Below are 12,186 nucleotides of genomic sequence, written 5' to 3' on the forward strand. Positions count from 1 at the left end.
GAGCACCGCGATGCAGAGCACCGCCATGCCCACCCCAGAGCAGCACGGTTTCCGCGCCCACTCCGACGGTCCGGTCGTGCCGGTCCAGACCCGGTCGGAGCGCTTCCGCTCCACCGAGGTCGCCGACTTCGCCCCCGTCACGGGCCGCGAGCACGAGTGGAAGTACTCGCCGGTGGCGACCTTCGCCGACCTGATCTCCGGCGACCTCGACGGCTCGCGCCTCGAGGTGACGTCGACGGATGCCGCAGGCGTCGCCCTCTCCTGGATCGCCCGCGACGACGCCCGCATCGGGCGCGCGGGCATCCCCGAGGAGCGGGCGTCGGCCAACGCCTGGTCGAGCTTCGACGAGGCGCTCCTCGTCGAGGTCTCGGGCGAGGAGGCGAAGACCGTCACCGTCACCCGCTCCGACCTCGGCACGAGCCCGCGCGCCGCCCACACCGTGATCGAGGCAGCGCCGTTCAGCCGCGGGCTGGTCGTGCTGCGCGGCATCGGCGACGCACGGCTCACCGAGAACGTCGAGATCGTCGTCGGCGAGGGGGCGAACCTCGAGGTCGTCTCGCTGCAGGAGTGGAGCGACGAGTCGGTCCACCTCGCGAGCCACTTCGCGCGCATCGGCCGTGATGCCAGGCTCAAGCACATCGTCGTCTCGCTCGGCGGCAAGGTCGTGCGCGTGAACCCGTCGACGCACCTCGCCGAGCAGGGTTCCGACGTCGAGGCGCTCGGGCTCTACTTCTCCGACGCCGGCCAGCACCTCGAGCAGCAGGTGTTCGTGCACCACGATGCACCGCACACCCGTTCGCGCGTGACGTACAAGGGCGCGCTGCAGGGCGAGGGCGCGCGCAGCGTCTGGATCGGCGACGTGCTCATCGGCAATGCCGCGACCGGCACCGACAGCTACGAGCAGAACCGCAACCTCGTCCTGACGGACGGCACGCGCGCGGACTCGGTCCCGAACCTCGAGATCGAGACCGGCGACATCGAGGGCGCCGGCCACGCGTCGGCGACCGGCCGGTTCGACGACGAGCAGCTGTTCTACCTGCAGGCGCGAGGAATCCCCGAGGAGGAGGCGCGCCGTCTGGTCGTCCGCGGGTTCCTCAACGAGGTCGTCCAGCAGATCGGCGACGCCGAACTCGAGGAGCGTCTCATCCGGGCGCTCGAAGCGGAACTCCAGGGGAGCTGACGTGGCATCCACTCGCGTGTGCGGGGTCGACGACCTCGCCGTCAATGAGGCGCAGAAGTTCGTGGTCGACGGCGTCCCCATCGCGGTCGTCAAGGACTCGGCCGGCGCCATCTTCGCCATCGGCGACACCTGCACTCACGGCGACATCTCGCTCTCCGAGGGGTTCGTCGAGGACGACACGCTCGAGTGCTGGGCCCACGGCTCGAAGTTCTCCCTCCTCACGGGCAAGCCGCTCACGCTGCCGGCGTACGAGCCCGTCCCCGTCTACCAGGTCGAGATCACCGACGGGGGCGTGTTCATCGACCCCGCGGTGAAGCTCGCCGTCTGACCCACCTGCCTCCCGGCCCTCGCGGCCGGACACGAACCGAAAGAGACACCGAATCACCATGTCCGTGCTCGAGATCAAGAACCTGCACGTCAACGTCGAGACCGACCAGGGCACCCGCGAGATCCTCCGCGGCGTCGACCTGACCATCCGCGAGGGCGAGATCCACGCGATCATGGGGCCGAACGGCTCCGGCAAGTCGACGCTCGCCTACACGATCGCCGGCCACCCCAAGTACACCGTCGTCCAGGGCGAGATCCTGCTCGACGGCGAGAACGTGCTCGAGATGTCCGTCGACGAGCGCGCCCGTGCCGGAATGTTCCTGGCGATGCAGTACCCGGTCGAGATCCCGGGCGTCACGGTCACGAACTTCCTCCGCACCGCGAAGACCGCGATCGACGGCGAGGCGCCGTCGATCCGCACGTGGCTGAAGGACGTCCGCGGCGCGATGTCGAACCTCAAGATGGACTCGGCCTTCGCCGAGCGCAACGTCAACGAGGGGTTCTCGGGCGGCGAGAAGAAGCGCAACGAGATCCTCCAGCTCGAGCTGCTGAAGCCGAAGTTCGCGGTGCTCGACGAGACCGACTCGGGCCTCGACGTCGACGCGCTCAAGGTCGTCTCCGAGGGCGTGAACCGCGCCCACGCGAACACCGGCCTGGGCATCCTGCTCATCACGCACTACACGCGCATCCTCCGCTACATCACGCCCGACTTCGTGCACGTCTTCGTCGCCGGCCGGATCGCCGAGCAGGGCGGTCCCGAGCTCGCCGACCGGCTCGAGGAAGAGGGCTACGACCGCTACCACGTCGCCGAGTCGGCGACGCAGTAATCGGGCGTAGGCTGGACGCATGGTCACCTCACTCGCACCCGAGCGCTACGACCAGATCAGCGAGGCGCTGAAGGACGTCGTCGACCCCGAGCTCGGCGTCAACATCGTCGATCTGGGCCTCATCTACGACCTGAACTGGGACGACGAGAACGACGCACTCGTCGTCAACATGACCCTGACGAGCGCCGGCTGCCCGCTCACCGACGTCATCGAGGAGCAGACCGCCGAGGCGCTCGACGGCACCGTCGAGCGGTTCCGCATCAACTGGGTGTGGATGCCGCCGTGGGGGCCCGAGCGGATCACGGACGACGGACGCGACATGATGCGCGCGCTCGGCTTCGCGATCTGAACCGAACCTCGTCGAGGGAGGTCCCGGAAGGGGCCTCCCTCGTGGCTTCCCCGGCGTGTCCGGCCCCGTCGGGGAATAGGCTCGGGGCATGCAGGGAACGGCCGCGTCCGCCCGCGACGCGTACACGCACGGCCACCACGAGAGCGTCCTCCGAGTGCACGAGTGGCGCACGGTCGAGAACTCCGCGGCGTACCTCGCGCCGCACCTCCGGGAGGGGATGCGGGTCCTCGACATCGGGAGCGGCCCAGGCACGATCACGCTCGACCTCGCCCGCCGGGTCCGACCCGGACGAGCCGTCGGCGTCGACGCATCCGCCGAGGTCGTCGCACGCGCGCAGGGACTCGCCCAGAGCGAGGGGGTTCACAACGCGGAGTTCCGCACCGGGGACGCCTACCACCTCGACTTCCCGGACGGCGTGTTCGACGTCGTCCACGCGCACCAGGTGCTGCAGCACCTGGCACGTCCCGTCGATGCCCTGCGCGAGTTCCGCCGCGTGCTGCGGCCGGGCGGCCTGCTGGCCGCACGCGACGTGGACTACGGCGGCGTGATCTGGAGCCCGGAGTCGCCCGAGCTCGCGCGCTGGCGCGAGCTCAACGAGCTCATCTGCGCGTGGAACGGCGGCGACGGCAATGCCGGGCGCCACCTCACCCGCTGGGCGCGCGCGGCAGGGTTCGCGGAGGTCGAGTCGAGCGGCTCCGTGTGGGTGTTCTCGTCGGATCGCGACCGCGAGTGGTGGGGCGGCAACTGGGCGCAGCGCGCGCTGCACTCCACCTTCGCGGCGCACGCGATCGAATCCGGGCACGCGTCCCGCGCGGAACTCGAGGCGATCTCCTCGGCCTGGAGCCGCTGGGCTGCGGATCCCGACGGGTGGTTCCTCATGCCGCACGGCGAGGTCCTCGCGCGCGCGTGAGGACGGGCCGGAACCCGCCCGCCCGCCCGCCGTCCTACCAGTCGTCGCCGTCGTCGACGGCGCCGCCACCGCTCGGGTGCTCGAGCGTCACGACCGTGCCGTCGTCGAGCTCGGCGATCGGCCGGCCCTCCAGCCACGTCAGCGTCCAATGCCGGCCGGCGCCGTCGGGGGTGCCGGACTCGGCCGCGGCGATGCCGGGGCGGAGCTCCATCGGCACGGATCGCGGCGGCTCGTCGCCGAAGGCCCAACGTGTGCCCAACTGCATCAGATCTCCATCTCGAACGCGATCCCGGGGGAGCGGCGGGCGATCTCGTCGGAGAGGCGCAGCCCGTCGACGTCACCGGGGTCGCTGGTCCAGGTGATGCGCGTCGCATGAAGTTCGCCCGCCAGCGCGCGGACGCGTTCGAGGAGCCGTCCGGCGACGCCGTGCCGGCGGTGCGCCTCGACGACGTAGAGGTCGTCCACGACGATGCCGATGCTCGCGTCGAGGGTGCGGGGTTCGGGGTGCGCATGCACGAGACCGACGAGGGTGCCCTCGTCGTCGACCGCGACCGCCGCGCGAAGCGCGTTCCGCGGGTCCTGGATCCAGCTCCAGACGATGAGCGCCTTGGTGTCGTCGAGCCTGCGTCCGCGGTTCGCGCAGTACGCGTCGAACAGGGGCAGCCAGGCGAAGAAGTCGTTGTCCGCGACGTCCCGCACGGTCACGCTCATGCGCTCGCCTCCTCCCTCGGGACCTCGAGCACGACGTCGCGCACCTCGAGCACCTCGGCCTCCTCGAAGCGGAGGTCGGCGATGCGGCCGACGGCGCGCAGGTCGCTCGCGGCCGAGGCGAGGAGCGAGGTCGCGGCGGCGGGTGCGGCGATCACGGCGCTCGCGACCGGCGTCTTCTGCGAGGCCTTCGCATCGGTCTTCGCGCGCCGGATGCCGGTGAGTGCGAGGCTCGCGAGCTCGAGCAGCTCGACGCCCGCCTCGCCGCGCGCGGCGAGTTCGTCGACGGCCGGCCAGTCGGCCACGTGCACCGATCCGGGGTTCGACCAGCTCCAGGCCTCCTCCGCGGCGTACGGGATGACCGGCGCGAACAGCCGCAGCAGCACGCTGAGCGCGGTCTTGAGCGCAGCGACCGCCGAGGCCTGCTCGGGGCTCGCCTCGCCGTACGCGCGCTCCTTCACGAGCTCGAGGTAGTCGTCGCAGAAGGTCCAGAAGAACGTCTCGGAGACCTCGAGGGCGCGCGCGTGGTCGTAGGACTCGAGCGCGCGCGTCGCCTGGTCGACGACCGTCGCGAGCCCGGCCAGCATGCTGCGATCGACGGGCACGGTCACCGCGGCATCCGCTGCGCCCTCGAAGCCGAGGATGAACTTCGCGGCGTTCAGCACCTTGATGGCGAGGCGCCGGCCGATCTTCACCTGCGTCGGGTTCTGCGGGTCGAATGCCGCGTCGGTGCCGAGTCGGGAGGACGCCGCCCAGTAGCGCACCGCGTCGGCGCCGTGCTGGTCGAGCAGGCCGGCGGGCGTGACGACGTTGCCCTTCGACTTCGACATCTTCTTGCGGTCGGGGTCGACGATGAAGCCCGAGATGGCGGCGTTCGACCAGGGCGCGACGCCGTGCTCGAGTTCGGCGCGCAGCGCCGTCGAGAAGAGCCACGTGCGGATGATGTCCTGGCCCTGCGGGCGCAGCGAGTACGGGAAGACGAGGTCGAACAGCTCGGGGTCGCGCTCCCAGCCGCCCGCGAGCTGCGGCGTCAGCGAGGAGGTCGCCCAGGTGTCCATGACGTCGTGCTCGCCGATGAAGCCGCCGGCCTGCCCGCGCTGCGACTCGTCGTATCCGGGCGCCGCCGTCGAGGACGGGTCGACGGGCAGCATCTCGCGCGTGGCGACGATGGGCTCGTCGAACACCGGGTTCCCCGCGGCGTCGACGGGGTACCACACGGGGATCGGGACGCCGAAGAAGCGCTGCCGGGAGATCAGCCAGTCGCCGGAGAGCCCGCCGACCCAGTTCTCGTAGCGCACCCGCATGAAGTCGGGGTGCCAGTCGATCCCGCGGCCGCGCTCCAGCAGGCGATCCTTGAGCGCCTCGTCGCGCGCGCCGTTCACCACGTACCACTGACGGGTCGAGACGATCTCGAGCGGACGGTCGCCCTTCTCGAAGAACTTCACCGGGTGGGTGATCGCCTTCGGGTCGGCGAGGAGGTCGCCGCTCTCGCGGAGCAGCTCCACGACGGCCTGCTTGGCGGAGAACGCGGTCTTGCCCGCGAGCTTCGCGTACGCCTCGCGCCCGGCCTCCGTCGCGATCGCCTCCGGCGCCTCGGCGATGATGCGGCCGTCGAAGCCGATGATCGCGCGGTTCGGAAGGTCGAGCTCGCGCCACCAGACGACGTCGGTCACGTCGCCGAAGGTGCAGATCATCGCGATGCCGGTGCCCTTGTCCTTCTGCGCGAGGTGGTGCGCCACGACGGGCACCTCGACGCCGAAGACGGGCGTGGTCACGGTCGTGCCGAAGAGCGGCTGGTAGCGCTCGTCGTCGGGGTGCGCCACGAGCGCCACGCACGCGGGGATGAGCTCGGGCCGGCTGGTCTCGATCTCGACGTGACCGCCGTCGGGCTTGGCGAACGCCACGCGGTGGTAGTGGCCGGGCTGCTCGCGGTCCTCGAGCTCGGCCTGCGCGACGGCGGTGCGGAACGTGACGTCCCACAGGGTCGGGGCGAGGGCCTGGTAGGCCTCGCCGCGCTCGACGTTGCGGACGAAGGCGAGCTGCGACGTGAACAGGGCCTCGTCGGCGATGGTCCGGTAGGTCTGCGTCCAGTCGACCGAGAGGCCGAGCTGGCGCCAGAGGGCCTCGAACTGCTGCTCGTCCTCGACGGTCAGCCGCTCGCACAGCTCGATGAAGTTGCGGCGGCTGATCGGCTTCTGGTCGGCGGCCTTGACGCTCTTGCCCTCGCCGCCCTCGAACGGCGGCGTGAAGTCGGCCTCGTACGGCAGGGTCGGGTCGCAGCGCACGCCGTAGTAGTTCTGCACGCGGCGCTCGGTGGGCAGGCCGTTGTCGTCCCAGCCCATCGGGTAGAACACGTGCTTGCCGCGCATGCGCTGGAATCGCGCCATGACGTCGGTGTGCGTGTAGGAGAAGACGTGGCCGATGTGCAGCGAGCCGGAGGCGGTGGGCGGCGGCGTGTCGATCGAGTAGATGGCCTCGCGGGTCGCGCCCTCGCGTTCGAACCGGTAGGTCCCCTCGGTCTCCCAGACGCCGCCCCACTTGGATTCGAGGCCCTCGAGTGCGGGCTTGTCGGGGATGCGCGCGGTGTCGGTCATGATGCTCCGGTTCGGTATGTGCGGCACCGAGTCCACTGGGGTGCCTGAATATGCGACAGTCCAGCCTACCGGAGTCGTGGGAATCCGCCGTGACCTGCGGGGACGCGGGCGGCGTGCGTGCCGTCGGAGCCGGCGGGGGCGGATGCCGCGAGCGCGCGCCGCGGCATCCGCCCCCGGTTCCCCGGTCTCAGACGCTCGCGGGCGCCACCTCGCGGCCGTCCTCGGAGATCGGCGCGTGTCGGACACGGTTCGCCGCCCACGCGGAGACCAGCGTGATCGCGGAGAGCAGCGCGAGGACGACGCCGGGGTGCCACCAGACGTATCCGGTCGACTCGCCGAGCAGCGTCGTCACGAGCGGGATGAATCCGCTGACCGCCGCCGCGACCGCGTAGGCGACCGAGAGCGCCGAGTACCTGTAGTGGTCGGCGAACAGGTCGTTCATGAGCCCGCCGAGGGCCGCCCACGACATCGTCGGCAGGATGCCTCCGACGATCATCGTGCCGACCAGGACCGGGAAGCTCGCGAACTGCAGCAGCCAGTACATCGGGAAGGTGATGAGCAGCGTTCCGAGGGCGCCGTACGCGACGACCTTCGCCGAGCCGACTCGCGTCGCCCACCGGCCGAACAGCGGGATCGTGATCAGCTGCAGCAGCCCGCCGATCGTGGTCGCCACGAGCAGGTCCTGGAAGCTGAAGCCGAGCGTCGTCACGCCGTAGTTGATCGTGTACGTGTTCATCAGCGAGTACGAGCCGATGCCGAGAAGGGCCGCACCGAACGCGATGACGAGGGCCTTGGGCTGCGCGCGGAACATCGTGGCGAACGGCACGCGGTCGCGACGCTGCTCCGAGACGACGGCCTTGAAGACGGGCGTCTCGTCGATGGTCAGGCGGAGGTAGAGCGAGACGGCGAGGAGCGGGATCGCGAGGAGGAACGGGATGCGCCAGCCCCACGCCGCGAGTTCCTCGGCCGGAAGGGCGAGCGTCATCACGATGAACACGACCGCCGAGAGGATCGAGCCGACGGGCGAGCCCAGCTGCGGCACCGCCGCGTAGAAGGCGCGCTTGACGGGGCTGGAGTGCTCGGTCGCGAGGAGGATCGAACCGCCCCACTCGCCGCCGAGCGAGAGGCCCTGCGCCACGCGCAGCAGGACGAGCAGCACGGCGCCGAGCCATCCGGCCTGCGCGTACGTCGGGAGCAGGCCGATGAGGCCGGTCGCGACGCCCATGATGCCGATGGTCCAGAGCAGGGTGGCGCGCCGGCCGAGCCGGTCGCCCATGTGGCCGAAGATCGCGGCGCCGAGCGGGCGCACGACGAACGCGACGCCGATCGTGGCGAACGCGGCGAGCGTGCCGCCGAACTGCCCGAGCGGGTCGAAGAACAGCGGGCCGATGAAGTAGGCGCTGAAGTACGCGAACACGTAGAAGTCGAAGGACTCGAGCGACGTGCCGATCATGGACGCCCAGGCGACGCGCCGGACGGGCGACGACGAGGCGGGAAGGGAAGCAGGGGATGGGGCTTCGGTGGTCACGGGGAGCCATCTTGACAGCGAGCGGATGCCTCGACAAGCCGAATGCGATAGATGTGCTATCGCGGCTATCGCAAGTGCTACCATCGGTCGGTGCGCATCACGCTCGACGCCGCCGCCCCGGGGCCGATCTTCGAACGGCTCGCCGCCGCCCTCCGCGCCGCGATCGTCGACGGTCGGATCGGGTTCGGCGAGCGACTGCCGCCCGCCCGCGGGCTCGCCGAGCAGCTCGGCGTGAACGTCAACACCGCACTCCGCGCGTACCGGCTGCTCCGGGAGGAGGGCTTCATCGACCTGCATCCCGGCCGGGGCGCGACGGTCGCGAAGCGGCTGGGCCACCACACGGCGCTGGCCGGCGCCATCCACGACCTCGTCGACGAGGCCCGGCTAAACGGCGTGGACCGGGAGGCACTGCTCGCCCTCGTCCGCGGGGCCTGGCGCTGAGCCGTCCTGGAGTGGCTCGGTGCCGGCGCGCGACGCGGGGGGAGCGCGCGGTACCATTGACGGCAACGACATCGATCCGGCCATCACCGGGGAGTCTTCGGAAGAACGCGGAACGGGCGCCTCGGCATCCGTCTCGTCACTAGAACCGAACGGGTCCAGCCCGTCACAGCTGACGAACGAGAGGTCCCGCATCGCCGGGACAAGCGGGGTGGTACCGCGGTTGGGCTCGACGAGCCGGCCGTCCTCGTGAACCGGCGAGATCCAGCAGGAGCGAGCGTTGTACCCCAAGGGCCACGACCCCGAGCAGCAGTCCGTCACGCCGTCGCCGTCCTTCCCGGCGATCGAGCAGGAGATGCTCGCGCACTGGAAGGCCGACGGCACGTTCCAGGCCTCGATCGACCAGCGCGCGGGCGCCGAGGAGTGGGTCTTCTACGACGGCCCTCCGTTCGCCAACGGCCTGCCGCACTACGGCCACCTGCTGACCGGCTACGCGAAGGACGTCTTCCCGCGCTTCCAGACCATGCGCGGCAAGCAGGTGCACCGCCGCTTCGGCTGGGACACCCACGGCCTGCCCGCCGAGCTCGAGGCGGAGCGCCAGCTCGGGATCACCGACAAGATGCAGATCGAGGAGATGGGCATCGCCGCGTTCAACCGTGCCGCGCGCGAGGCCGTGCTCCGGTACACCGAGGAGTGGCAGGACTACGTCACCCGCCAGGCGCGCTGGGTCGACTTCGAGAACGACTACAAGACGCTCGACGTGACCTTCATGGAGTCCGTGCTCTGGGCGTTCAAGACGCTGCACGAGAAGGGCCTCGCCTACGAGGGCCACCGCGTGCTGCCGTACTGCTGGCGCGACCAGACGCCGCTGTCGAACCACGAGCTGCGCATGGACGACGACGTCTACAAGCCGCGCCAGGACCAGACCGTCACGGTCACGTTCCCGCTCACCGGCCCGAAGGCCGAGGCCCTCGGCCTCACCGCGGTGCGGGCGCTCGCCTGGACGACCACGCCCTGGACCCTGCCCACGAACTTCGCGCTCGCCGTCGGGCCCGAGATCACCTACGCAGTCGTGCCGGCCGGCCCGAACGGCACACCCGACGCCACCGTGCTCCGCGAGCACGCCCCGGGCGGCCCCGACGACACCGAGGTGCTGGGCGCCGAGTACCTGCTCGCGCTCGACCTCGTCGGCAACTACGCGAAGGACCTCGGCTACGACTCGGCCGACGAGGCGCGCGCGGCCGTGTCGCGCACCGTGGTCGGCGCCGAGCTCGAGGACGTCACCTACGACCGCCTGTTCGACTACTACGCCGACGTCGAGCGGTTCGGCCTCGAGCGCGCCTGGCGCGTGCTCCTGGCCGACTACGTCACGACCGAGGACGGCACGGGCATCGTCCACCAGGCTCCCGCCTACGGCGAGGAGGACCAGAAGGTCTGCGAGGCGCACGGCATCCCCGTCGTGATCTCGGTCGACGACTCGGGCCGGTTCCTCCCCGAGGTGACGGATGTCGCCGGCCTGCTCTGGTCCGACGCGAACAAGCCGCTCACGCAGCTGCTGAAGGCCGAAGGGCGCCTGCTCCGCCAGGCGAGCTACGAGCACTCGTACCCGCACTGCTGGCGCTGCCGGAACCCGCTCATCTACAAGGCGGTCTCCAGCTGGTTCGTGCGCGTCCCCGAGTTCCGCGACCGCATGAGCGAGCTCAACGAGGACATCACCTGGGTCCCCGAGAACGTCAAGTACGGCCAGTTCGGCAAGTGGGTGGGCAACGCCCGCGACTGGTCGATCAGCCGCAACCGCTACTTCGGCTCGCCGATCCCGGTGTGGAAGAGCGACGACCCCGAGTACCCGCGCGTCGACGTGTACGGCTCGCTCGAGGAGCTCGAGCGCGACTTCGGCCGCGTGCCGACCAACCCGGAGGGCGAGCCCGACCTCCACCGCCCGTACATCGACGAGCTCACCCGGCCGAACCCCGACGACCCGACCGGGAAGTCGACGATGCGCCGGATCAACGACGTGTTCGACGTGTGGTTCGACTCGGGCTCGATGCCCTTCGCTCAGGTGCACTACCCGTTCGAGAACGAGGACTGGTTCGACACCCACAACCCGGCCGACTTCATCGTCGAGTACATCGGGCAGGCGCGCGGCTGGTTCTACGTCATGCACGTGCTCGCGACCGCGCTCTTCGACCGCCCGGCGTTCAAGAACGTCGTGAGCCACGGCATCGTGCTCGGCAGCGACGGGCAGAAGATGTCGAAGTCGCTGCGAAACTACCCCGACGTCTCCGAGGTGTTCGAGCGCGACGGATCCGACGCGATGCGCTGGTTCCTCATGTCGAGCCCCGTGCTGCGCGGCGGCAACCTCGTGGTCACCGAGGAGGGCATCCGCGAGGGCGTGCGCCAGCTCATGCTGCCGCTCTGGAGCACGTGGTACTTCTTCTCCCTGTACGCCAACACGGCGAGGGAGGGCGGCTACGAGGCCTCCCGCTCGACCTCGTCGACCGACGTGCTCGACCGGTACCTGCTGGCCAAGCTGCGCGACCTCGTCGAGGCCGTCACGGCCGACTACGAGGACTTCGACACGACGCTCGCCTCGCAGAAGCTCCGCGACTTCGGCGACGTGCTCACGAACTGGTACGTGCGCCGGTCGCGCGAACGGTTCTGGCAGGGCGTGGGTGCCGACGGCTCGGGCGCCGAGGCGTTCGACACGCTCTACACGGTGCTCGAGACGCTCACGCGCCTCGCGGCACCGATGCTGCCGCTCGTGACCGAGAAGGTCTGGCGCGGACTCACGGGCGGTCGCAGCGTGCACCTGGCCGACTGGCCGGTCGCCGACGAGTTCCCGGCCGACGGCGACCTCGTCGCCGCGATGGACGCCGTGCGCGAGGTCACCGGTGCGGTGCTCGCACTCCGCAAGCAGGCCGGTCGCCGCGTGCGCCTGCCGCTCGCGTCGCTCACGGTCGTGACGACGGATGCCGCGAGCCTCGCGCCGTTCGAGTCGATCCTGCGCGACGAGCTCAACGTCAAGCGCGTCGACCTCGTCGAGCTCGACGACTCGAGCGCAGCGGCCTACGGCGTGACCAAGCGCCTCACTGTGAACGCCCGCGCGGCGGGCCCGCGACTCGGCAAGCAGGTGCAGCAGGCCATCCAGGCGGCCCGCGGCGGCGACTGGTCGGTCGACGGCGACGCGGTCGTGGCCGGCGGTATCGCGCTCGAGCCGGGCGAGTACGAGCTCGTGCTCGAGGCGAGCGGCGGTGCCGACGGCGGCAACGCGCTCGGCCTCCTCGCCGACGGCGGCTTCGCGATCCTCGCCGTGCGCACCACGCCC

11 protein-coding genes are annotated in these 12,186 nt (G+C 70.7%); 7 read left to right on the forward strand and 4 right to left on the reverse strand.

The window, feature by feature from the left end; genetic code table 11:
- The first annotated feature begins 10 nt into the window (after window positions 1–10).
- From sufD to ESO86_RS00980, 5 genes are all read left to right on the forward strand, one after another.
- Window positions 11–1,180, forward strand: a complete 1,170-nt coding sequence (sufD, locus tag ESO86_RS00960; RefSeq protein WP_422836463.1) for a Fe-S cluster assembly protein SufD — start codon at window positions 11–13, stop codon at window positions 1,178–1,180.
- 1 nt (window position 1,181) lies between these two features.
- Entirely contained in the window at window positions 1,182–1,508 is a 327-nt protein-coding gene (locus ESO86_RS00965) for a non-heme iron oxygenase ferredoxin subunit (protein ID WP_129233031.1), read from the forward strand.
- Window positions 1,509–1,566: 58 nt separating this feature from the next.
- Window positions 1,567–2,334 carry a Fe-S cluster assembly ATPase SufC gene (sufC, locus tag ESO86_RS00970; RefSeq protein WP_129233032.1) on the forward strand — a complete coding sequence of 256 codons (768 nt, stop codon included), beginning with the start codon at window positions 1,567–1,569 and terminating at the stop codon, window positions 2,332–2,334.
- A 19-nt stretch (window positions 2,335–2,353) separates the two neighbouring features.
- The gene (locus ESO86_RS00975; protein ID WP_129233033.1) at window positions 2,354–2,683 is read left to right on the forward strand and encodes a metal-sulfur cluster assembly factor; all 330 of its coding nucleotides are present in this window, start codon (window positions 2,354–2,356) and stop codon (window positions 2,681–2,683) included.
- 88 nt (window positions 2,684–2,771) lie between these two features.
- Window positions 2,772–3,593, forward strand: coding sequence for a methyltransferase domain-containing protein (locus tag ESO86_RS00980; RefSeq protein WP_129233034.1), 822 nt, complete (start codon window positions 2,772–2,774; stop codon window positions 3,591–3,593).
- A gap of 34 nt (window positions 3,594–3,627) precedes the next feature.
- Here ESO86_RS00980 and ESO86_RS00985 read toward each other — a convergent pair whose 3' ends face one another.
- The 4 genes from ESO86_RS00985 to ESO86_RS01000 form a co-directional block, all read right to left on the reverse strand.
- Window positions 3,628–3,858, reverse strand: coding sequence for a hypothetical protein (locus tag ESO86_RS00985; protein WP_129233035.1), 231 nt, complete (start codon window positions 3,856–3,858; stop codon window positions 3,628–3,630).
- Window positions 3,858–4,304, reverse strand: coding sequence for a GNAT family N-acetyltransferase (locus tag ESO86_RS00990; protein WP_129233036.1), 447 nt, complete (start codon window positions 4,302–4,304; stop codon window positions 3,858–3,860). The genes ESO86_RS00985 and ESO86_RS00990 overlap by 1 nt, the downstream gene beginning before the upstream one ends.
- Window positions 4,301–6,895: a valine--tRNA ligase gene (valS, locus tag ESO86_RS00995; protein WP_129233037.1), complete on the reverse strand. Its 2,595-nt coding sequence runs from the start codon at window positions 6,893–6,895 to the stop codon at window positions 4,301–4,303. Before valS ends, ESO86_RS00990 begins: the two co-directional genes overlap by 4 nt.
- A 187-nt stretch (window positions 6,896–7,082) precedes the next feature.
- Window positions 7,083–8,423: an MFS transporter gene (locus ESO86_RS01000; RefSeq protein ID WP_242492137.1), complete on the reverse strand. Its 1,341-nt coding sequence runs from the start codon at window positions 8,421–8,423 to the stop codon at window positions 7,083–7,085.
- Window positions 8,424–8,513: 90 nt separating this feature from the next.
- On the opposite strand from ESO86_RS01000, the gene ESO86_RS01005 reads away from it, so the two are divergent.
- Complete coding sequence (locus ESO86_RS01005; RefSeq protein WP_165307189.1) at window positions 8,514–8,864, forward strand: GntR family transcriptional regulator; 351 nt, start codon at window positions 8,514–8,516, stop codon at window positions 8,862–8,864.
- Window positions 8,865–9,141: 277 nt separating this feature from the next.
- A partial coding sequence (gene ileS / locus ESO86_RS01010) for an isoleucine--tRNA ligase (protein ID WP_242492138.1) occupies window positions 9,142–12,186 on the forward strand: 3,045 nt, incomplete at its 3' end.

The sequence above is a fragment of the Agromyces binzhouensis genome (assembly GCF_004135055.1).
Taxonomy (GTDB): domain Bacteria; phylum Actinomycetota; class Actinomycetes; order Actinomycetales; family Microbacteriaceae; genus Agromyces; species Agromyces binzhouensis.